The sequence below is a fragment of the Enterococcus sp. AZ196 genome, assembly GCF_050498845.1.
GTDB lineage: Bacteria > Bacillota > Bacilli > Lactobacillales > Enterococcaceae > Enterococcus_A > Enterococcus_A murrayae.
Window position 1 is genome coordinate 3,282,518 of the sequence record NZ_JBIPAM010000001.1, and the last position, 21,442, is coordinate 3,303,959.

A 21,442-nucleotide genomic window follows, 5' to 3' on the forward strand; every position below is an offset into this window, starting at 1 on the left:
TTCGAGTCGCTCCTTTTTCTATAGGAGTGTCAATAAAGCATCAACATCAGCTTCTTTTGTTGCCCAGCTAGTAGCAAATCGAATCACTGTGTGTTCGTCATCGTATTGCTCCCAAAAGCTAAAAGCAACCTCTTTCTTCAGCTTCTCCATTTGACTATTTTCTAAGATAATAAACTGCTGATTGGTGGGAGAATCTAAATAAAAGCGGTAATTTTTTTCTGTTAAGCCGGTCTTTAATTTCATCGCCATTGCGAGTGCATGTTCACTGATTTTAAAATAAAGTTGTTCGGTAAATAGGGTATCAAATTGAAGTCCAAGCAGTCGGCCCTTTGCTAATAAAGCCCCTTGCTGTTTCATGTGGGCAACAAAATACTCTGGCAAATTATTTTTCGTAAAGACGATTGCTTCACCTAAAAAAGCGCCAACTTTGGTTCCGCCGATATAAAAAACATCACAATATTCAGCAATCAAAGGCAATGTTAAGTCGGCTTCTGGACTAGCCAAGCCATAACCTAAGCGGGCACCATCCATAAATAAAGGGATCTGATACTCGCTACACACCTCTGAAATGCTTTTCAATTCTTCTTTGGAATAAAGTGTCCCGTATTCTGTTGGATGGGATAAATAAACCATTCCTGGAAAGACCATGAACTCTCGGTTATCGTCTGCCCAAAATTGTTCGAGATAGGTGCGAATCTGTTGAGCGGAGATTTTTCCGTTTGTTTGAGGCAGGCTTAACACCTTGTGTCCAGAGAACTCGATTGCTCCAGTCTCATGAGTGGTGATATGCCCAGTCTCGGGAGCGATAACACCTTCAATTTTCTTTAGTAGAGAGGCAATAACTAAGGCATTGGTCATCGTCCCTCCTGCGATGAAGAAGACCTCGGCTTCAGGACATAGACACGCTTGACGGATTTTTTCGATTGCTGAAGTGGAATACTTATCACGACCGTAGCCGCTTAACTTTTCCTCGTTTGTTTCAATCATGCGTTGCAATATTTTCTCATGGGCACCTTCTAAATAGTCGCTTTCGAAATTTAACATAGAAAACTCCTTTCTCAATTTGAGGAAAATGATGAATTAGAGCTGGCTGCTCTTAATGCTAAAAGTCAATAAGCTGAGCATTCTAAAAAGCAGACAGCAGCCCCGCTTCTCTTTCATCTTATTAATTCTCTCTCATTGTAGCAGATTAGAAAGACCAAAAAGAAGCTTATGAACAAAATGTTGCTCATAAGCTGGATTATAATTAAATGACAATTGATTCTCCGACAGACATGACTTTGCCGAGATTTTCGGGCAGCAGCTTAACGAAGGCTTCGGGGTCCTGTTTGATAACCGGGAAGGTGTTGTAATGAATCGGTACGACTTTTTTTGCCTTCAATCGCTTAGCTGCACTAGCAGCTTCGTGGGGGCCCATCGTAAAATTATCGCCAATCGGCAGGAAGGCGATATCGATATCAAAGGCTTCGCCAAACAATGACATGTCGCCGAAGTTCGACGTATCACCGGCATGATAAATGGTTTTTCCTTCCGCTTGCAAAATAAAACCAGCCGGTTCACCCATGTAAAGGGTTTGGCCGTTCACTTCATATCCAGAGCTGTGCTGTGCGTGGACCATTTTTACACGGCCGAAAGGGAAATCAAACTTTCCGCCAATATTCATCCCATGTGTTTTTTTCACACCGTTGTTTTCCGCAAAGGTACAGATTTCTACAATACTGATAATTGTCGCATCATTGTTTTTAGCGATGGGAATCATATCTCCAATATGATCGCTGTGTCCGTGAGTGACTAAAAGCCAATCAGTTTCTACTTCATCCGCGTTTAAATCGGTCAAGGAGTTTCCAGTGATAAAGGGATCAAACAATAGTTTTTGCCCGTCTTCCATGACGATCGATAGAACTGAGTGACCATGATAAGTGATTTTCATAGTAGGCACCTCTTTTCCTATACCTCCATTATAGCGAAGACCTGCGAGAATAAGTAAGCTTTTGCTTTTGGGTAGAATCGTTTAAACTATAGGAAAAGAACTCGAGGAAAACATGGAGGGAAGAGCATGCAGCTTACGATCGATCCGAAAGTAAAAGAACAAGATGTATCATTGGCCTATAGCATGATTGAGTTTAAGAATGAAGCTCATAGTGAGAAAATCTGGCAGGAAGTACTAAATCCGTTGCTTCAAGAAATCGAAGCAGAAGATACGTTGGACAGTATCAAAGAAAACAGTCAAATCATCGCGACGAAAAAAGTTTATCGAGCCTTAGGAAAAGATCCTGCTCGATTTCGACCATCATCTGACAGCCTGTGGCGGCGGATCGTTCAGCAAAAGGGATTGTATCAAATCAATTCACTTGTTGATTTAAACAACTATTTTTCCTTAAAGTGGAAGTTGCCGTTTGGTGCTTACGATCTTGGAAAGGTAACAGAACCCATTCGATTAATTGTTGGACCAGTGGACAGTCGATATGCAGGGATTGGTAATAAATCTGTCAACATCGAAAATCTGTTAGTGTTAGCAGACGAAGCAGGCCCATTTGGCAGTCCAACGGCAGATTCGACACGCGGAATGATCTCAGAAAAAACGACACGAGCACTGATCGCAGGCTATCAATTTGCAGATGATTCAGTGGTTGATCAAGTAGAGGTAAAAAGAATTTTAGAAACCTATTTGACGGATTGTCGAGTTGTTGAACAAGGAATCATTTAAAAAAAACGAGGCAGAAATTCTGTCTCGTTTTTATTCCCAATTTTTACAGACATCGATCCATTGCTTGAACTGAGTATATTTTTCTAATTCTGGTATGGTCAGTTCGATCGCGTTGTTTGAACTGCCGCAAGCGGGATAGACACTCTCAAAGCGTTTCAATGATTCATCTAAATAAACAGCGATACCTGGCTTGATTCCGAAAGGACAGACTCCGCCTACTGGATGCCCAATAATCATCTCTACCTCATCTGCCTTCAGCATTAACGCTCGTTCGCCAAAAAAAGTCTTATACTTCGCGTTATCGATTTTGGCATCACCGGCTGCGACAATCAAGAGACTTTTATCCGCCTTCTTGAGTTTGAAAGATAAGGTCTTGGCGATCCGCTCAGGAGCACAATCCAACGCTTGCGCTGCCAGCTCGACCGTTGCACTGGAGACAGGGAACTCTTGGATGCGCTCAGCCATTCCATATTGTGAGAAATACTCTTTTACAGCTTCAACAGACATTTTGCTTCCTCCTTAGTTATGCACTTTTTGAACAAAACATGCGATTCTTTCTCAGATCATATTCAAATGCCGCCTGTTTCTACCGATAGTTTCACTAAGATCTTTTTTAGAGCTTGCTAAAGCAAAACGAGTGAGGCAACATTTGAGTTTGAATAATTATTAATGATACACGCTTTGTTGAACGCCGTAAATGATATTTTGTTAGAATAAAGGAAGAGGGCTCTTACGGGAGGAAATGGACATGAAGGAAGATAAGAAAAAATTATTAGCAAAAGTCGCTTATATGTATTATGAACAAGAAATGACGCAGGCACAGATCGCTAAAGAATTAGCTATCTATCGGACAACAGTCAGCCGAATGCTGAGTCAGGCGAAATCAGAAGGAATTGTGGAAATCAAGATCAACCATTTTGATGCGAGTCTGTTTGAATTAGAGGAGCAGCTGAAGCACGCGTTTGGTTTATCAGCTGTTGAATTAGTCCCGACAGAAAGAGATGCCAGTGAGGAAGCAAAGGAGGGGCAGCTAGCAGAGGCGGCTGGTGCCTGGATTCGCCGTCAATTATCTGATGAGATGGTTGTAGGCTTGTCATGGGGAGCCAGTGTCGGTAGAGCAGTCAATAAAATCGATCCCAAACAGCTATCTGACGTGTCTGTTGTGCCAGTAGTTGGCGGTCCGAGCCATATTAATTCACGCTATCATGTGAATACACTGGTTTATGAACTGGCGCGTAAATTAAATGGTCACAGCCTATTTGTGAATGCTACCGTGATTCAAGAAACCAAAGAATTGGCGGAAGGGATTTTTAATTCAAAATATTTTCATGACTTAAAAGAATATTGGAAACGTCTGGATTTAGTCATTGTCGGTATTGGCGGCCCTTTAAGCTATCATAAAAGTCAATGGCGTGATCTATTGTCGTCGGCAGATTATGAAGAATTGAAGCTGCGTGAAGCGGCCGGCGATTGCTGCTGCCGTTTTTATGACAGTTATGGAAAACTATTAAATGGCGCATTGAATCAGCGCACGATCGGTTTGTCTCTGGATGAGCTGGCGGATGTTCCCCAGTCAGTAGGAATTGCTCGTGGGATTTCGAAAGCTCGTTCGATCGCCCCGTTGTTGGAAAAAGGTTACCTTAAAACATTGATTACCGATCAGGAAACTGCACAGGAGGTTTTACGGTTACATCAGCGAAAGTAGTTTCTTTTAAAAAAATGCACATTTGTGCGATTGTTAAAAAATGTGTATTTGCGAAAGGCTTGCTGTAAAGCTTTTCGCTTTTTTTATGAAGAGAAGGCAGAAAAAAATTTTTTAAGGTGCTATGCTTATTCTATAAAAAAGAGTAAGGGAGTTTTCAAAAATGGAATTTATGCTAGATACAGCCAATATTGCTGATATAAAAAAATTTGCTGACCTTTTGCCAATCGCTGGTGTCACCTCAAATCCTTCGATCGTTAAAAAAGAAGGAAAGATTGATTTCTTCAAGCATATGAAAGAAATTCGCAGTATCATCGGTGAGCATCGTTCGTTACACGTACAAGTTGTTGCGACAGATTATGCCGGAATTATCAAGGATGCAGAAACGATTTTAGCAAGCATCGATCAAAAAGTGTTTATCAAAATTCCAGTCAATGAACCTGGTTTGAAGGCAATCAAAGAATTAAAGCGACGTGGCATCAATGTTACTGCTACTGCTATCTATACAAAGTTTCAAGCATATTTGGCTATAGCAGCTGGGGCTGATTATATTGCCCCGTACTTCAATCGAATGGAGAATCTGAACATCGATCCTCGTGAGGCGATTTTTGAAATGGCGGAAGAGATTGCCCGCACAAAGAGCGATACGAAAATCTTAGCGGCCAGCTTCAAGAATGTGGGCCAAGTCAATGCCGCTTTAGAAAATGGCAGTCAAGCAGCAACGATGGGTGTTGAGATCATTCAACAGGCTTTGGCAATGCCGTCGATCGCACAAGCGGTGTCAGATTTTACTGACGATTGGGAAGCAATCTTTGGTGAAGGCTCAACGATTGCTGATTTATAGGATATTCGAAAAATATTTTCAGACTGTAGACAATAAGTTTGCAGTCTTTTTTCTGTCACAACTAGGGAACTGTGAGCCTCTTACTTTAATAATTGTATTACCAGATGTTAAGCTTATCGGTGAGGTGAACGCGATGCATGAGCTTCAAAAAGAATGGGCCCAGTGGAAATATTTTGTCATGGCACGTTCGCAAAGGGAATACTTAGCTATACGTCAGCTTTTTTCCGGAAATCACTGGTCAGAAGAGAAAAGAGAACAATTTTACCTGCATTTGAATATAGTGAAAAAAATGCCGATCGATTTAAAAGCACAGAAAAATGCCTATGAACATGTTTGGGGGTATTTCAAAAAAGTTGCAGCACCAGAAGAGAAACAGCAGTTTTTCATTTTTCTGAATCAGATGACGGAAATAGAGGATAATGCCCTTCCGTATCTAAAAGCATTGGCCCAAAAATATCAAATGGACTATCTATTAACGTCCCATCTATTTGATTAAAGCAAATCATTTCCGATTTTCAGATAAGACTTTTATAATGGATCGATATGGAGGGATGCACGAATGGAAACACGCGCAGTTGTAATAGAAGAATATGGTCATACGGACCAATTAAAAGAAAGTAAAGTAACATTACCAGAGCTAGGAGAGCACCAAGTTTTAGTGAAGGTAAAAGCTGCTTCCGTTAATCCAATTGATTGGAAGTTGCGTGAAGGATACTTAGCTCAAATGATGCCTTGGGATTTTCCGATCATTTTAGGTTGGGATGTTGCCGGTGAAATTGTAGAAGTTGGGTCAGAAGTGAGTAAGTGGCAAGTAGGACAAGAAATTTTTGCTCGTCCAGAGACGACTCGTTTCGGTACATATGCAGACTATACGATTGTTGATGATTATTTATTAGCAAACAAACCTGATTCTGTTTCCTTTGAGGATGCGGCAGCCGTACCGTTAGCAGGTTTAACTGCTTATCAAGCATTATTCACTCATGGAAAACTTAAAGCAGGTGAAAAAGTCTTGATTCATGCAGGTGCCGGCGGTGTAGGTATTTATGCTATCCAGTTAGCAAAAAATGCTGGAGCAACCGTGATTACTACGGCGAGTGAAAAGAATCATGCGTTGTTGAAAGAACTAGGTGCCGATCAAGTGATCGATTATCATACCACTGATTTTTCTGAAGTGTTAAAAGATATCGACCTAGTCTTTGACACGATGGGCGGCGATGTTCAAAAGGACAGCTTTAAAGTGTTGAACGAAAACGGCCGATTGATCTCGATTGTTAGCCAACCAGATGAAGAATTAGCTAAGAATATTGCTGTTGCAGAGAGTATTTGGCTTAAACCGGATGGTGGACAATTACAAGAGATTGCTGACCTAATGACTGAAGGAAAAGTAAAAAGTGTCGTTGGACATACGTATCCTCTTACAGCAGCTGGGGTGAAAGAAGCACATGAATTAAGTGCGACCCATCATGCAAAAGGAAAGATTGTTTTAAAAAACGACTAATCACTAAGCTGTGCCAAACTTTCGGCACAGCTTTTTTTTGACTTATTAGGTCGGAAAAGCGATCTCGTCAGCTTTGAGTTAGCCGTGATTTGACAGAGGAAATGTTTCTAGGTATCGTTAAGTAAAAATGAAAGCGTTATAGTAAGAGCGCGAGGAGGAATAGTATGAGTGAGATTACGAACAGTGTCGCCTTTTTAAAGAAGCAAAAATGGGTAGATTTGAGTCATAATATTCATGGCGGGATTCCCTACTTTCAATCGTTTCGACCGATGCAGGAAAAAACGTTAGTGACCGTTAAGAACAACGGTTTTTTTGCAAAGGAGTATCAGCTGGTCACGCAATATGGCACCCATATTGACGCTCCAGTGCATTTTGTGGAAGATCGAGTGTCTGTGGATCAATTACCGATCAAAGATTTTTTGCTGCCTCTAATCGTTATCAATAAAGAGAAAGAAGTTGAAGAGAATCCAGATTATTCTGTAACGGTGGCAGACATCAAGGATTTTGAAGCTGAACATGGGGAAATCCCCGCGGACAGTTTTGTAGCATTTGCCAGCGGCTGGTCAAAACGTTGGGATGACCCTGAGGCTTTTTATAACGTGGATCAAAATGGACAAGCCCATACGCCTGGCTGGTCACTGGAAGCTTTAAAATATTTACATGAGGAGCGAGATGTGACGGCGATTGGTCATGAAACCTTGGACACAGATTCGGCAATCGATTGTACAAAAAATTCAGGATTGATCGGAGAATTATATTGGCTGCAGCAAGATAAATTTCAAGTGGAAGTATTGAATCGGTTGACGGAGCTTCCAGCTGTTGGCGGAGCGATCTCGATCGGGGTACCAAAAGTCAAAGACGCCCCTGGATTTAATGTCCGAGCGGTTGCGATTGTCCCAGAAAAATAAAAGAAAACAAGGCCTCGGTTAAAAAACGAAGCCTTGTTTTTTTAGAAATTCAATAGTGTCTGAGCGTCGCGGATATTCAAAATGCTGACGAACTTTTTCCGACCAGTTGGTTTCTTGGTTGTTACTGCTGCGTTGTTGATAATAAGCAGTCGTTTTTTTGTTATAGCTGTCGATCATATCAGGTGTCAGTGTTCGATAAGTGTTTGTTCCAAGTACGGCATTGATTGGCAGCCGTGGCTTCACTTCATTTTTTTCAGCGGGATAGCCTACGAATAATCCAAAAACTGGATAGGTCAATTCCGGCAGATCAAGCAGCTCCTTGATTTGGAACAAATTATTACGTATACCACCGACATAACAGATACCTAGACCAACGGATTCGGCGTAAACAGCCATTGATTGCGCAGCTAAAGTTGCATCAACAACTGAAACTACCAATGATTCCATTGTTCGCAGGTGATCAATAGAATCATTGTTTAAAGTTAAGACCTGTGCGTGTTTATTCAAATCTGCGACAAAAATATAGAGCTCGCCCTTATCGCCATTATCAATGGGAAAATTAGCAATTTCTTCAATCTGTTTTCTTTTTTTTATATCAGTGATTTCAATTATCGAGAAGGCTTGCAAAAAATTAGAGCTGCTGGCGCTTTGAGCAGCTAAGGTCAGTTGTTCCTTCAAATCTTGAGAGAGCTGTTGCTGAGTAAATGAGCGGACCGATGAGTGTTGAAGCATTGTTTCAAAAAGTTCCATAAAAAAGCCTCCTAATTCTATTTTACTGATTAGTCATCCTAGTGAGGGATGGTAGTTGAATCCATCATAGAAAAAAAGAGCTAAGAAGTAAAGAAATATAGGGTGAGCGGCAATTATCGGGGGTTGATTATGAAGCCTATTTTTGGTCGTCTGTGATTTTGTCAAAAGGGCTACTCTTCCATTTTTATAAAAGTATAACTAACGCTTAAATTTAGGAAACAGCGAGAAGCTAAATAATCAGAGTGTAAAACACGAACGTTTAGTGAAAAATATTCGATTTAATTCATAATTTTCTAATCGTTTTGCCATCACTGTGCTATAATGGGAAACAATTATCTGAAGGGAGTTATGCAAATGCGTGGCGTAGTAACGGTTATCGGAAAAGACAAGGTTGGCATCGTAGCTGGTGTCAGTCAGAAATTAGCGGAACAAAAAATTAATATTCTCGACGTTTCTCAAACAATTATGGGGGACTATTTCACAATGATGATGTTAGTGGAACTAACCAATGCTACAGTAGATTTTGAAGGAGCACGGGAGCAGCTTCATGAACTGGGAGAAACTCTGGGTGTAAAGATCAGTATTCAAAATCAAGAAATTTTTGACACGATGCATAAATTATAAGGAGGGCTCTTTTTGGAAACCAATCAAATACTGGAAACGATTCGAATGATCGAAGAAGAAAATCTGGATATTCGGACGATTACCATGGGGATATCTTTACTAGATTGTATTGATAGCGATAGTGATCGCGCCTGTGAAAAAATTTATCAAAAAATCACAACAAAAGCAAAGGACCTTGTAAAAGTAGGAGAGGCGATCGAAGCAGAATATGGGATTCCTATCATTAATAAACGTATCTCTGTCACACCAATCGGTATCATTGCCGCTGCTACTCCAGACACGGACTATGTAAAATATGCGAAAACATTAGATAAGGCTGCAAAGACTGTTGGTGTAAACTTCTTGGGCGGCTTCTCCGCACTAGTTGAAAAAGGATACCAGCACGGCGATAGGATTTTGATTGACTCCATTCCTCAAGCTTTAGCTGAAACAGATTTTGTCTGTGCTTCTGTCAACATTGGTTCGACAAAAGCTGGAATCAACATGGATGCTGTCGCACATACAGGTCGGATTGTTAAGCAAACAGCAGAGGCTTCTGATCTAGGCTGTGCGAAATTAGTAATTTTTGCTAATGCAGTGGAAGATAATCCTTTCATGGCTGGAGCCTTCCATGGTGTAGGCGAAGCGGATTGCGTCATTAATGTCGGAGTCAGCGGGCCTGGTGTGGTGAAACGTGCTTTAGAAAAAGTGAAGGGGGAGTCCTTCGATGTTGTAGCAGAGGTTGTGAAGCAGACAGCATTTAAAATTACACGGATGGGCCAAATGGTAGGGAAGATCGCTTCTGAGCGTTTGGATGTGCCCTTTGGTATCGTTGACCTGTCATTAGCTCCAACGCCAGCGGTCGGGGATTCGGTTGCTCACGTATTGGAGGAAATGGGCTTAGAAACAGTTGGGACCCATGGAACAACCGCCGCTTTAGCATTGCTAAATGATGCAGTGAAAAAAGGCGGGGTAATGGCATGTAACCATGTTGGTGGATTATCTGGAGCATTTATTCCAGTGTCAGAAGATGCGGGAATGATTGATGCAGTCAATAATGGGTCATTATCGCTTGAAAAATTAGAAGCGATGACGGCGATCTGCTCGGTGGGATTGGATATGATTGCAATCCCTGGTTCTACACCAGCAAGCAGTATTTCGGCGATGATTGCCGATGAAGCTGCTATAGGAGTAATCAACCATAAAACAACCGCTGTTCGAATCATTCCTGCTAAGGGCAAGGAAATTGGCGAAATGGTAGAGTTCGGCGGACTATTAGGACGAGCACCAGTGATGGCTGTCAATGCGGCAGGTTCAGCTGACTTTATTGCTCGCGGCGGTCGTATCCCCGCTCCAATCCATTCATTTAAGAACTAAAAAAGTAAGTAAAGTCGAGTTTAATAAGAACAATGCGAAGGTTTCTGCTTTGGCATTGTTCTTTTTTTCCGAATTTCTCCTACCAGTCATTAAATTGATTTATGTTAAAATGATAAGGACGAAAAAACAGGAGCAGGCAAATGAAAAATAAAACCTATTTTAAGGCAAGTTTACGTGAAATTATCTATTCTAAAGGACGCTTTATCGCAATCGTTCTGATTATTCTATTAGGGACATTATTATATGTTGGAATCAAAGCCACAGGACCGATCTTAAATCATTCGGCTAGTCAATTTGTTGATAAGCAGGAATTATCAAATTTGCAAATTGTTTCTACTGGCGGACTGACAGAAGAGGATGAACGATTAGCAGCCAAGATTCCTAATGCTGAGGTTGAAAGTGGTCATCAACTTTTTTATGCGGATAGTAAAAAGAATCAAGTGGCCAAGCTTTATTCATATGATAAAAAAAAACAACAAAATAAATTGATCGTAAAATCAGGACATTTACCTCAAAAAGAAAATGAGCTTGTGTTAGATGAAAAGGCCAAGGAGGAAGGTTATCGCCTAAATCAGACTTATCGAATCGATCAGCCGGATCAACTAAAGCGGAAAAATTTTAAGATCGTTGGCTTTGTCCAGTCTCCAATCTATATAAGCACGGAAGAACGAGGACTTTCTAATGTTGGAAATGGGAATGTTGATTTTTTTGCCTACCTGCCGGAAAATAATTTCTCCAGTAAAATTAAATCGATCATCTACGTGCGTTTTGCAAATGTTAAAGGAAAAGAGACCTATGGCAAAGCTTACGAAAAAGCCATGGATAAAAACATTGAGAAGACCGAAGCGCTTTTCACCGATCGGCCAAAAGAACGAGCAGCAGAAATAAAGAGCGCTACGCTAAAGAAAGTACAGCCTAAAAAAGCAGAGGTGGCTGATAGTCTAGCAAAATTAGAGACTGGCCAAAAGGAGTTAAATCAGGCTAAAGTACAGTTAGAGCAGCAGGCAGCATTGACATCAAATGAAAATCCTCAGCTGGAACAAGCCAAAAATGACCTTGAAGAGCGTCAAAAAGAACTGAGTAGCAATCGTGAGAAATTATTGACCGCTCAACAAAAACTCAGTGATAGTGAAAAAGAGATCAACGATGTGAAGACACCTAGCTATTCTTATGATCAGCGAGCGGATAATCCAGGTTTTCAAGAATATGGCGATCTTTCTGAACGAATCGCTGCGATCGCCAATGTTTTTCCGGTCTTCTTCTTTTTCATTGCTGCGTTGATTACCTTTACGACAATGACACGAATGGTAGAAGAAAATCGTCGAGAAATTGGTACGTTAAAAGCTTTAGGCTATTCACGTTATGAAATATCGATCAAATATATCATTTACGCTGTATCTGCAGCAACTGCTGGGATTATTTTAGGTTCTGTGATCGGAACCCATACGCTGCCGCGCTTGATTTTCGAGCTTTCAAGTGACCGCTATAATTTTCCTGGAGTGAAAGCTTTCTATTTATCACGACCAATCATTCAAGCGACAATTGCCTTTTTGTTTGCCAGTCTAGGTGCGGCTTTGCTTGTCTTGCTGAAAGAACTGCATGAAAAACCAGCTGAACTTTTGCAGCCTAAAGCACCCAAGCCGGGACAGCGAATTTTTCTAGAGAGAATCACGCCGATTTGGTCTCGCATGAGTTTTAACTCAAAAGTCAGCTATCGAAATCTATTCCGCTACAAATCGCGAATGATTATGGCGGTAATTGGTATCGCCGGTTGTGCAGCTTTGATGGTTGCAGGCGTTGGGCTGAAGGATTCATTAAGTTCAGTCGGACAGAAGCAGTTTGGTCCGATCATTGATTATGATGCGATCGTTACTTTGAAAGATCAGGCGGATAATTCAGCAGTTGAAAAGCTTTTTTCTAAGAATAAAAAGCTTACTGCCAATTTAGCTGTGATGAATCAAACAGTTGAACTAAAGCAAAAAGGGCAAGCTAACCAGAAATTGACAATGATGGTGCCGGAGGATCGGGAGGCGTTTAAACAGTATCTTCATTTGAAGAACAAGGGAGCGGGCTTCACGCTGCCCAATGACGGTGCTGTAATTACACAGAAAATGGCTGAGCTCTTTAGTCTGAAAAAAGGCGACAGCTTGACGGTCTATGATGACGATCAGCAGACTTTCAAAGTTAAGATTGCGAATATCAGTGATAATTATTTGGGGAATTTCTTGTATTTATCAAAGGAATATTATCAGAAAGCCCGCGGAAACAATTTTGAAGCGAACAGCTATTTACTGAAAAGTAAAAAAATGACTGAATCAGAAGAAGAGAATTTATCGAAAAAGCTCTTGAGCTCAGATCAGGTGATAAATACTTCATTCATGTCTACCCAAATCGAGACCCAAGAAAATTCAATGGATAATTTGGATGGAATTGTTTGGATCTTTGTGGTGTTGTCAGGTTTACTGGCTTTTATCGTGTTATACAATTTGACGAATATTAATGTATCTGAACGTTTACGAGAATTATCGACGATCAAAGTGTTAGGTTTTTACGATCGAGAAGTGACTTCTTATGTATTCCGCGAGAACTTCGTTTTTACGATTTTGGGAATTCTTTTTGGCTATGGTCTAGGGGTCATTCTAACGAAATTTATTTTGGATCAAGCATCGATGGAGACCATTACTTTTCCGCTAGTTATTCGTTCAGGGTCGTACCTTTTATCTGGCGGACTAACGATTCTGTTCTCAGTTATCGTGATGCTTGCGACTCATTTTCGTTTGCGGCATATTAATATGATCGATGCACTAAAATCAAATGAATAAACTCATAAGAAAAAAGCGTTGACAAAAATTTTGTGCAAGTCTATGCTTTAATCAATAGTAAAATGCAGTGAGAAGGACAACATTTGTTTTATTGCTCGTCACAAGAGAAAGAAGCCGTGGCTGGAAGCTTCTGATTGAGAAAAGCAGATGACTCCCTTTGAGTGGCCGAAAACGGTCCGGATGATACCCGTTATGTGTCTCACGAGCCAAGAAGTGTAAGCTTTTTGGGAACTTGGGTGGTAACACGTTTATTCACGTCCCTATTTTTATAGGGACGTTTTTTTAATTGAAAAGCCTTCAGCCCTTTTGTTAAAATTAAAAGGAGAAGGCATGCAATAACAAATTTTTTATTGAAAATGCGGATCGGAGTTGAGTTGGATGTCAAAGGAAATCGAAATTGTTTTACCAGATGGAAGTAAACAAAAGGTGGCAAAAGACACCACATTGTTCGAGATAAAAAATCAACTGATGGAAGAAGCGGTCGTCGGCAGTATCGACGGCGAGCTTGTCGACTTATCAACTCCAGTTACGGAAAATGCAGAACTTGCATTTTATGATTGCGCATCGAAAGAAGGAACGACGGCGATTTGTCAGTTAGTCAGTCTGTTATTGCAAGAAGCAATCAAAGCTTATTATCCAGAAGCCCTTTTTGCAAAGGCTCAGCGAGCGGATCAATCGATCTGGGTGGATCTACGCGTGAAGCAGCCGTTGAGTGCTTTAGTTTTAAAGGATTTAGAGCATCATATTAAGGGACAAATCAAAGAAAATGGAGCAATTGCAAGCACTACGATGATTGTTTCAGAGGCTAGAGAAGTATTCAAGGACAATGAGTTGAAGCTGTCTGCACTGTCAGAGTTGCCTGCTGATCAAACTGTTTTCATTTATACCTTTGGCGATGTGACGGAATTTTTCCTAGAGCCGACTGCTTTGGAGCTGACAACTGCCAAGTATTTCTCTTTGTTAAAGGTATCAGGTGCCTACTGGCAGGGAAATCCTGAAAATGAAATGCTTCAGCGTGTAACAGGAGTAGTCTTTGCGGAGAAAGCACAGCTTTTGGCTCACTTAGATTATTTAGAAGAGTCAGAAAAACGCAGCCATCAAAAATTAGGCAAAGAACTAGACTTATTTATGTTTTCCGAAGAAGCTCCAGGGATGCCGTTTTATTTGGAAAATGGCCTGATCATACGAAATGAATTACAGAAGTTTCTGCGAGAATTGCAGGCTAAATATGACTACAAAGAGGTTAAAACACCGTTGATCTTAAATCAGCGATTATGGGAGCGTTCAGGACACTGGGAACATTATAAAAACAATATGTATTTTACGAAAGTCGCCGATGAAGACTACGCATTGAAGCCGATGAATTGTCCGGGACATTGCTTGATTTACAAGGACCGCAAGCGATCTTACCGTGATCTGCCAATGCGAATGGCGGAGTTTGGGCAAGTGCATCGACATGAATTCAGCGGGGCTTTGAATGGTCTTTTGAGAGTACGGACCTTCTGTCAGGATGACGCGCATATTTTTGTACGACGGAATCAGATTGAGCAAGAAATCGCATTGGCACTAAAAATTATTGATGAGGTCTATAAGATTTTTGGATTTGAATATGCTGTAGAATTATCTACCCGTCCAGATGATTTTATGGGCGAGATCGAGCTGTGGGATGAAGCAGAGGCTTCGTTAGGAAAAGTTTTGACCGATCTGGGTTATAAGTACAATATCAATGAAGGCGATGGTGCCTTTTATGGTCCGAAGATCGATATCCATATCAAGGATGCTTTAAATCGCAGTCATCAGTGTGCGACCGTTCAATTGGATTTTCAAATGCCAGAAAAATTTGATTTGAGTTATGTGGATGAAAATAATCAGGAAGCACAGCCAGTGATGATCCATCGAGCAGTCTTTGGTTCATTGGATCGTTTCTTGGGTATCTTGATCGAGCACTATGCGGGAGCATTTCCGTTTTGGTTAGCGCCGAAACAGGTAGCGCTGATCAATGTCGCACAGCCTCATGAAGCGGGGGTAGAGGAATTATTCCAAGAATTTCATGCCGCCGGTATTCGGGTAGAAAAGGACCTGCGAAATGAAAAACTAGGTAAGAAAATTCGTGAAGCCGAGCTGCGGAAGATTCCGTATATTTTAGTCGTTGGCGATAAGGAATTGTCTGAAGATACTTTTGCAGTCCGCAAACATGGCAGTGACAACGTTAAGCAAATGTCAAAGGCCGATTTCATGAATCTGCTCAAACAGCAGGCACTAGAAAAAAATCATCAATATTATTAAGCAGAAACGCTGAAATAAACTTCAGCGTTTTTTTCATGACTTTAAGCAATTGCTAAAAGCTCAAAAACAATTAAAACCAACAGAAAAGCAAAAATAAAGCCGCCGTTGAAATTTTTAGTGTCTATGATTTTGGGGATACTATCTTAAAGTGCTATTTAGTAGTGAGCAGCAGCGAGTGAGGTACGCGCCCGAGAAACTTTTAGTAAAACAATAGTTGCTATTTTCCTTGTTTCCTGTGTATGATAATCAAGTTGCCAGTTCTACTTTTCGCCGTATACTAAATTTTAGAAATTTATTTTAGAAAGCAGGGAAACCATGGATATTTATTTAAAGAAAGCCGCTCTCCATATTGTCGATCGGGAATCAGGCGATCCGATTTATAGTCAGAGTGAATTAGATTTGACGAAAGAGTATATTCGGGAATATTTGACAAAAAAAATTCAAAAATTATCTTCAGCACAAACCAAGACAGGGACGTTAGCGGAGGATTCTACGTTTGCCTTATTAAGTCAACAGGCAGAACATGATTTTCTGCCAGCTAGTGAAAAAATTGTGACTCGCTGGTATGAAGCATATAAGGAAAGTGAAGAGGCACCAAGTGCGGATGTTTTTATCGCTTTATATGAAGAAGACACACAAATGTATCTAGCTTTTTTAAAAGTGAATTACCATGAAGGCTATACCCATATTGTTGATTCAGATGAAGCAGGTTTGAAGAATGAATTAATCGTGCATCGTGCATTGCTTTCGAGTAAATCACAAAAAGCAGATGAGGGAATTGTAGTTAATTTAGGGAATTTGAGCTATGAAATGATCGAGAAAAAATACCCGTTTTCTGGTGAAAAACGCTTATATTTTTCAACACAAGTAATCGAAAGTCGACCAGCTCCTTCACTGGAAGAAAATGTTCGTGTCATTAAAAAGGTGGCGGAAAAAATTGGCGCTAAATTTGAAAATCAGAAGCATGATGTGATCGCTGATGTAAAGGAAGCCGTTTATGACGTGGTAGAAGAGAATGGTCAGATCGATGCGAAAATCGTCGCACAAAAGGTCTTTAGGGACAATGTTTCCGCGCAAGTGGCGTTTCAGGAGGAAGTCGTTGAAAAGGGCTATGTGGATCAAGCGCCTTTATTGAGAGAAGTTCGTGAAATTACGGAAAAGAAATATGGCAAACAGAAATTAAAACTATCGAACGGCATCGAATTGATTGTTCCATTGGATGTTTACCGCAATCCTGAACTGATCGAATTTACGAATAATCCTGATGGGACTATCTCAGTGACGATCAAGAATGTTGATGAAGTAATCAACCGCCTATAAAAGGTGGTTGATTTTTAGTATAAGCATTAACTAACGATGTTCAGTCTTAGGTAAAGGCACGTTTAATTTGAAATTGAGCTGATTAAAAGAATAGGCTAGAATGGAGAAAATGAGCGGAGGAACAAGATGGAAAACTATCAGGATTTTTTTCGTATAGGTCAATATACCGATACCGAAGCGATGACCGGCTGTACAGTCATTCTTTGTGAGGATGGTGTAACAGGCGGTGTTTCTGTTCGCGGCGGTTCACCCAATACAAGAGACACGGATGCATTAAAATCAGAGAATAATCGAAAATTTGTCCACGGAGTAACTTTATCCGGCGGCAGCGCTTTTGGATTGGCAGCAAATGCTGGCGTCGTTGATTTTTTGGAAGAAAATAAAATTGGACGGGATATGGGAGTCACGTTTGTTCCGAATGTTGTTGGAGCGAGTCTTTTTGATTTGCGGATCGGCCGATCAGACGTTCGTCCAAATTATCAGGCTGGTCGTAAAGCTTGTGAAGAGGCCTTTAGTGGACAGAAATTCCAAGCGGGGAATTATGGTGCTGGAACCGGCTGCAGTGTTGGCACAATTAATGGCGCAAAGAATGCCATGAAGGGCGGGATTGGCCTTCACACAATGCGTCATGGAAACTTGTGGGTTTCGGCTGTCATTGCAGTCAATGCTGTAGGAGACGTCTTTGACGAAGAAACAGGAAATATTATCGCTGGCGCTCGCAAAGCTGGCGAAACAAAAATCGGTTTCTCCGAAGCGCTTTTCCTTGATTATTATCAAAATGAAGAAGCGCTATTTGATGGAAATACAGTGATCGGCTGTGTAATGACCAACGCCACGTTCCCAAAAGCCAAAATGAACAAGCTGGCTGATATTAGTCACAATGGCATTGCACGAGCGATTCGTCCATCGCATACAACTTATGATGGTGATACATTATTTGTTTTAGGAGCCAACCAGATTAAAGCCAGTTTTGAATCAGTCTCGATCCTAGCAGTTGAAGCTGTTCGACAGGCAATCGTAAGAGGAACTCAAGCCGCAGAGACATATCAGGATTATTTAGGATACAAAGAAATATAGTTAAAAAACAGCCCGGACAGAATATGTCTGGGCTGTTCATTATCTTTTATGAAAAGACTAGTCAAAGTTCGGCTAGTCAATGGGGAAGATTGGTTTATTGTACGCGTGGTTCAGATTCTAAGTTGTCGCCGATTTTATCAGCTTGATTGCTCATAGCGCTTTTCGCGCGATTTGTTTGTTTTGATGCGAATTTTCCAGTAGTTTGAGCAGCGCTAGTTACTTTATCCTGAACCGTTTCGCTGTCTTCTTCGTACTCCTCGCGTGTTTTGATATCAACAACATTCACGTTGACTTCAATGACATCTAAATGAGTCATTTTATCCACTTGTTCAGAAATCAATGCTTTCATTTCATCATAAATGTTTTCGATATCTTTGCCGTACTCAACGACTACATCCATATCAACAGCTACTTGTTTTTTACCAACTTCAGTGCTGATACCGGAAGTTATATCGTCACTGTTAACTAATTTGTCTTTGATGTTAGAGAAAAAACCGCCGTCTACTGTCAATAGTCCGTCTACGTTTTCCAGAGCAATTCCGATAATCTTTTGAATTACTTTGTCCTCATAGGTTAATTCACCTTTAACATCTTTTTTTGGTTCTGTGGGTTTGATTGTTGTGTTTTCCATAATTTTTTTCTCCTCCTGAGTGTATTAATATATGATTTTTTACATTTGATTGAGGTGACTATTTTTTCAAATAGTCATCTAAAATATGATTGTTCTTTAGATAAATACCAAGAACTACTCCGATAATTGTGATCAAGATCAGTAAAATCGTTTTAAAAAAGCCGATGGTAAAGAATAGTACAGCTAGGATAAAACCAAGGATACCGAAGATCACAGGGAGCTTGTCTCGTGTTAAAAATTCTTGCATCGCTGTTCCTCCTATTCTACTCGCGGCCGCGTACGTGTTACAGTTGTGTCTGTTGGTGCTGGCTCAAGTGCTTGAAGTTTTACTTTAATAGAAACTTTTTCATCTGGGCCTAGTAATTCCCGAATTTTTGTTTCTACATTTTTGGCCCAGCGATCCGTTTGACCAACTAAACCAGATGTTTTCTTCAATTGCCCGCGAACATTCACTCTAATTTTATTTTTCGTCGCCGTCACATTGACCTTGGGGTTATCCATGAAGTCTTCCTGTTTGATACTTGTCCGGACATACCCTTCAATCGCTCGCTTATCCAAAGCTAATTTTCCACGTTCTTCCTGTAAGACGAACTTGGTCACTCTCTTTGGATAGAATAGGATTATGAAAATCCCGATTACCGTTAAGATGGCTAAAGCTGCTGCTACCCAGAATAAATATACTTGAGCGTAATTATTCGTTAAGACAAACTGTTGCAAAGAGCTTAAATCTAACGGATTTGAAGCGATAAAGTAGTAAATTGCTACGACGGATAGGAAAATTGAAAGTAAAACCAGCGAAAAAATAATTAAGATGGTTTTAAGAACTTTATTCATATCGCACCTCCTCACTTCAATATTTTTAAATTGTTTACAGTAAAATAATAAAATGTTACCCCTTTTTTGTAAAAAAAATTGCTTATCTCTTTGCCAAAAAAACTTTTTTTATATAGGTTAAGCGAGGATAAGCCAAAGAATAATAATTTTTTCAACGATTTTTCGTTTTTTTTATTACTGAAGAAAAAAAAGAGTGAGCAGGAATTTTGTATAAAAAAATGAAGTGTGCTAAATGATGAGCACACTTCTCAGTCTGAAATAGGTTGTTTAGCGTTCTTTCCATTTGCGGTAGCGTCGATAGAGACTCTCGACAACTAAGAAAAGGATTGAAAGAGCGGCAACCGAATAGCCGAAAATTCCCAAGTCAGAAATAAATGTATCACCTTCTGATGAGGTTTGGACCAATAGCGATGAACCGATGACTAGAGCAGAAAGAATCAGTCCGATTACCAGGCGGTTGACCATTGCTTCTGCTCGTTCTAATAAATTTTTTTGATTTTTCAATTCTAGATTTAGTTTGCCTTTGCCTTTTCCGAAGGTATCTAAAGCATTCAAGGCATGGCTTGGAATTTTTGGCAGGGCCTTTAGTGTGGACAAATAATCCAAGCCTGTTTCCTGCAACTCATCCTTTAGATTCAATTGCTGAAGGAAATATTTTTGTGCAAAAGGAGCAACAACTTCAAATAATGATAGGTCAGGATTCAAATCCTCGATCACTCCTTCTAAGGTACCAAATGCTTTGATAAGCATTGTTACCGAATCATCGATTTGCAGATTATTTTCGTGACAAATGACCACGACCTGCGAAAAGACTTTTTGCAGATCAATTTCTTTAACGGGTAAATTCAAATAACGATTTAAAAATTCGTCTAGCTCGTAGGTGAATTTTTCTTCATCGAAGCTGCCGACCTGCTTGCAAATGGCATGGACCGCGTTGGTGATTCGTTGATTGTCTTTACTGTAAATAGCAATGATCACATTGCTCATCTTTGCCTGCATCTCACGACTGATCGTTCCCATCATTCCAAAATCAATGAAATTTAAACGAAAAGGGCGAAGACTTTCGTTTTTAGAATAAGTAAATTCGTAAGGCAGGCGGCCGATTTTCCCTTTATGATCTTTGGTTTTTAACTGTCGATCGTTTAAGTTCTCTTCCTCACTCATTAGCTGTAATAAAATATTCCCAGGGTGGGGATCAGCATGGAAGAAGCCGTCTTCAAAAACCTCCTTCATAAAATGTTCGATCAATAATTCACTGATCGTTTTTTTCAAATCCTTGTAGGTGGTTTCTCCTTGAACGGTTGCATCGTTATCCGCATTGATTAGTTCTTTTAAATTGGTCCCGGGCATTAATTCCATCACAATAACTTTTTTGGTGGAGTATGCAGGCTCCATTCGAGGGGAACGGACTTCTTTCCAGCCATTGTTCAAGCGATAGAATTCTTCAGCCAACACTAGCTCTTTTTGAAAATCCAATTCATTTTGCAGAGATACGCGGATCTCTTTCAAGATACTTTTGAGATCAATAACTTTGCTTTCTGGCACCCAATTGGCGATTGGTATTGCTTTTTCAAATAAAGATAGATCCAATTCAATTTCAGAGGCAATTCCAGGATGCTGGACTTTAGCGACGACCTGCTGCCCATTTTTCAGACGCGCGTGATGTGCCTGCGCAATTGATGCTGAAGCAAAGGGCTGTTCATCAAAGCTTTCGAAAATTTCTGTTAAGGGGAGCTCCAATTCTTTTTCAACAAGGCATTTAACAGATTCAAAGGAATCCGTTTTAACATCGTCCTGCAGCTTTCGCAGTTCTTTGGTAAAGGATAGCGTGAAAATATCGGTCCGAACCGACATCATCTGTCCTACCTTAATGAAGGTAGGCCCTAATTCTTCAAAGGCTTTACGGACCTCTTCAGGATTTTTTTGTTGCGTGATGTTTTTTACAACACTATAGTGGTTAATGATTTTTACGATTTGTCGTAAGCGAGTGGTCTTGGATTGCTTAGCCAATGGTGTCACCTCCTAATTAACTGGTTACGATTGAATAGCCACTTTTTCGAGATAAATCTGAGTAGACTAATTA

The 21,442-nt window shown here is 40.4% G+C and carries 20 protein-coding genes; 12 read left to right on the forward strand and 8 right to left on the reverse strand.

Annotated elements, in window-relative coordinates; genetic code table 11:
* Positions 1-18 precede the first annotated feature (18 nt).
* Positions 19-1,044, reverse strand: a complete 1,026-nt coding sequence (locus IGI67_RS15765) for a threonine aldolase family protein (RefSeq protein WP_429958332.1) — start codon at positions 1,042-1,044, stop codon at positions 19-21.
* Between the two features lie 202 nt (positions 1,045-1,246).
* Positions 1,247-1,930, reverse strand: a complete 684-nt coding sequence (locus IGI67_RS15770; RefSeq protein ID WP_429958333.1) for a metal-dependent hydrolase — start codon at positions 1,928-1,930, stop codon at positions 1,247-1,249.
* 126 nt (positions 1,931-2,056) lie between these two features.
* Between IGI67_RS15770 and IGI67_RS15775 the strand changes: the two genes are divergently transcribed.
* Positions 2,057-2,707, forward strand: a complete 651-nt coding sequence (locus tag IGI67_RS15775) for a B3/B4 domain-containing protein (protein WP_429958334.1) — start codon at positions 2,057-2,059, stop codon at positions 2,705-2,707.
* Positions 2,708-2,737: 30 nt separating this feature from the next.
* Here IGI67_RS15775 and IGI67_RS15780 read toward each other — a convergent pair whose 3' ends face one another.
* Positions 2,738-3,214, reverse strand: a complete 477-nt coding sequence (locus tag IGI67_RS15780; RefSeq protein WP_207106884.1) for a YbaK/EbsC family protein — start codon at positions 3,212-3,214, stop codon at positions 2,738-2,740.
* A 241-nt stretch (positions 3,215-3,455) separates the two neighbouring features.
* Here IGI67_RS15780 and IGI67_RS15785 point away from each other — a divergent pair, with 241 nt between their 5' ends.
* The 5 genes from IGI67_RS15785 to IGI67_RS15805 all read left to right on the forward strand — a co-directional run bounded on the left by IGI67_RS15785 (position 3,456) and on the right by IGI67_RS15805 (position 7,659).
* Positions 3,456-4,412, forward strand: coding sequence for a sugar-binding transcriptional regulator (locus IGI67_RS15785; protein WP_429958335.1), 957 nt, complete (start codon positions 3,456-3,458; stop codon positions 4,410-4,412).
* Between the two features lie 160 nt (positions 4,413-4,572).
* Positions 4,573-5,253: a fructose-6-phosphate aldolase gene (locus IGI67_RS15790; RefSeq protein ID WP_429958336.1), complete on the forward strand. Its 681-nt coding sequence runs from the start codon at positions 4,573-4,575 to the stop codon at positions 5,251-5,253.
* 133 nt (positions 5,254-5,386) lie between these two features.
* Entirely contained in the window at positions 5,387-5,749 is a 363-nt protein-coding gene (locus IGI67_RS15795; RefSeq protein ID WP_429958337.1) for a DUF1722 domain-containing protein, read from the forward strand.
* A 63-nt stretch (positions 5,750-5,812) separates the two neighbouring features.
* Positions 5,813-6,751, forward strand: a complete 939-nt coding sequence (locus IGI67_RS15800; protein ID WP_429958338.1) for an NADP-dependent oxidoreductase — start codon at positions 5,813-5,815, stop codon at positions 6,749-6,751.
* Positions 6,752-6,915: 164 nt separating this feature from the next.
* Positions 6,916-7,659: a cyclase family protein gene (locus IGI67_RS15805; protein WP_429958339.1), complete on the forward strand. Its 744-nt coding sequence runs from the start codon at positions 6,916-6,918 to the stop codon at positions 7,657-7,659.
* A gap of 18 nt (positions 7,660-7,677) precedes the next feature.
* Here IGI67_RS15805 and IGI67_RS15810 read toward each other — a convergent pair whose 3' ends face one another.
* Entirely contained in the window at positions 7,678-8,409 is a 732-nt protein-coding gene (locus tag IGI67_RS15810; protein WP_429958340.1) for an NADPH-dependent oxidoreductase, read from the reverse strand.
* A 354-nt stretch (positions 8,410-8,763) separates the two neighbouring features.
* On the opposite strand from IGI67_RS15810, the gene IGI67_RS15815 reads away from it, so the two are divergent.
* From IGI67_RS15815 to IGI67_RS15840, 6 genes are all read left to right on the forward strand, one after another.
* Entirely contained in the window at positions 8,764-9,033 is a 270-nt protein-coding gene (locus IGI67_RS15815; RefSeq protein WP_207106877.1) for an ACT domain-containing protein, read from the forward strand.
* Between the two features lie 12 nt (positions 9,034-9,045).
* Positions 9,046-10,389, forward strand: a complete 1,344-nt coding sequence (locus IGI67_RS15820; protein ID WP_207106876.1) for a PFL family protein — start codon at positions 9,046-9,048, stop codon at positions 10,387-10,389.
* 140 nt (positions 10,390-10,529) lie between these two features.
* Complete coding sequence (locus tag IGI67_RS15825) at positions 10,530-13,211, forward strand: FtsX-like permease family protein (RefSeq protein WP_429958341.1); 2,682 nt, start codon at positions 10,530-10,532, stop codon at positions 13,209-13,211.
* A gap of 378 nt (positions 13,212-13,589) precedes the next feature.
* On the forward strand, positions 13,590-15,497 hold the full coding sequence (thrS, locus tag IGI67_RS15830) for a threonine--tRNA ligase (protein ID WP_429958342.1): 1,908 nt from the start codon (positions 13,590-13,592) through the stop codon (positions 15,495-15,497).
* A 315-nt stretch (positions 15,498-15,812) separates the two neighbouring features.
* Positions 15,813-16,817 (forward strand): nucleoid-associated protein, encoded by a 1,005-nt coding sequence (locus IGI67_RS15835; protein WP_207106873.1) that lies wholly within the window; start codon positions 15,813-15,815, stop codon positions 16,815-16,817.
* A 126-nt stretch (positions 16,818-16,943) separates the two neighbouring features.
* Complete coding sequence (locus IGI67_RS15840; protein WP_429958343.1) at positions 16,944-17,894, forward strand: P1 family peptidase; 951 nt, start codon at positions 16,944-16,946, stop codon at positions 17,892-17,894.
* A gap of 94 nt (positions 17,895-17,988) precedes the next feature.
* Here the strand turns inward: IGI67_RS15840 and IGI67_RS15845 are convergent, their stop codons facing one another.
* The 4 genes from IGI67_RS15845 to IGI67_RS15860 all read right to left on the reverse strand — a co-directional run bounded on the left by IGI67_RS15845 (position 17,989) and on the right by IGI67_RS15860 (position 21,369).
* Positions 17,989-18,525, reverse strand: coding sequence for an Asp23/Gls24 family envelope stress response protein (locus tag IGI67_RS15845; protein ID WP_429958344.1), 537 nt, complete (start codon positions 18,523-18,525; stop codon positions 17,989-17,991).
* Positions 18,526-18,583: 58 nt separating this feature from the next.
* Positions 18,584-18,772 carry a DUF2273 domain-containing protein gene (locus IGI67_RS15850; protein WP_207106870.1) on the reverse strand — a complete coding sequence of 63 codons (189 nt, stop codon included), beginning with the start codon at positions 18,770-18,772 and terminating at the stop codon, positions 18,584-18,586.
* An 11-nt stretch (positions 18,773-18,783) separates the two neighbouring features.
* Positions 18,784-19,359, reverse strand: a complete 576-nt coding sequence (gene amaP / locus IGI67_RS15855; protein ID WP_429958345.1) for an alkaline shock response membrane anchor protein AmaP — start codon at positions 19,357-19,359, stop codon at positions 18,784-18,786.
* Between the two features lie 267 nt (positions 19,360-19,626).
* Positions 19,627-21,369 (reverse strand): ABC1 kinase family protein, encoded by a 1,743-nt coding sequence (locus tag IGI67_RS15860; RefSeq protein ID WP_429958346.1) that lies wholly within the window; start codon positions 21,367-21,369, stop codon positions 19,627-19,629.
* Between the last annotated feature and the right edge of the window lie 73 nt (positions 21,370-21,442).

Excerpts from the sequence above, each read along its gene's own strand:
- IGI67_RS15765 (WP_429958332.1), bottom strand. The coding sequence starts at position 1,044 with ATGTTAAATTTCGAAAGCGACTATTTAGAAGGTGCCCATGAGAAAATA.
- IGI67_RS15770 (WP_429958333.1), bottom strand. The coding sequence starts at position 1,930 with ATGAAAATCACTTATCATGGTCACTCAGTTCTATCGATCGTCATGGAA.
- IGI67_RS15775 (WP_429958334.1), top strand. The coding sequence starts at position 2,057 with ATGCAGCTTACGATCGATCCGAAAGTAAAAGAACAAGATGTATCATTG.
- IGI67_RS15780 (WP_207106884.1), bottom strand. The coding sequence starts at position 3,214 with ATGTCTGTTGAAGCTGTAAAAGAGTATTTCTCACAATATGGAATGGCT.
- IGI67_RS15785 (WP_429958335.1), top strand. The coding sequence starts at position 3,456 with ATGAAGGAAGATAAGAAAAAATTATTAGCAAAAGTCGCTTATATGTAT.
- IGI67_RS15790 (WP_429958336.1), top strand. The coding sequence starts at position 4,573 with ATGGAATTTATGCTAGATACAGCCAATATTGCTGATATAAAAAAATTT.
- IGI67_RS15795 (WP_429958337.1), top strand. The coding sequence starts at position 5,387 with ATGCATGAGCTTCAAAAAGAATGGGCCCAGTGGAAATATTTTGTCATG.
- IGI67_RS15800 (WP_429958338.1), top strand. The coding sequence starts at position 5,813 with ATGGAAACACGCGCAGTTGTAATAGAAGAATATGGTCATACGGACCAA.
- IGI67_RS15805 (WP_429958339.1), top strand. The coding sequence starts at position 6,916 with ATGAGTGAGATTACGAACAGTGTCGCCTTTTTAAAGAAGCAAAAATGG.
- IGI67_RS15810 (WP_429958340.1), bottom strand. The coding sequence starts at position 8,409 with ATGGAACTTTTTGAAACAATGCTTCAACACTCATCGGTCCGCTCATTT.
- IGI67_RS15815 (WP_207106877.1), top strand. The coding sequence starts at position 8,764 with ATGCGTGGCGTAGTAACGGTTATCGGAAAAGACAAGGTTGGCATCGTA.
- IGI67_RS15825 (WP_429958341.1), top strand. The coding sequence starts at position 10,530 with ATGAAAAATAAAACCTATTTTAAGGCAAGTTTACGTGAAATTATCTAT.
- thrS (WP_429958342.1), top strand. The coding sequence starts at position 13,590 with ATGTCAAAGGAAATCGAAATTGTTTTACCAGATGGAAGTAAACAAAAG.
- IGI67_RS15835 (WP_207106873.1), top strand. The coding sequence starts at position 15,813 with ATGGATATTTATTTAAAGAAAGCCGCTCTCCATATTGTCGATCGGGAA.
- IGI67_RS15840 (WP_429958343.1), top strand. The coding sequence starts at position 16,944 with ATGGAAAACTATCAGGATTTTTTTCGTATAGGTCAATATACCGATACC.
- IGI67_RS15845 (WP_429958344.1), bottom strand. The coding sequence starts at position 18,525 with ATGGAAAACACAACAATCAAACCCACAGAACCAAAAAAAGATGTTAAA.
- IGI67_RS15850 (WP_207106870.1), bottom strand. The coding sequence starts at position 18,772 with ATGCAAGAATTTTTAACACGAGACAAGCTCCCTGTGATCTTCGGTATC.
- amaP (WP_429958345.1), bottom strand. The coding sequence starts at position 19,359 with ATGAATAAAGTTCTTAAAACCATCTTAATTATTTTTTCGCTGGTTTTA.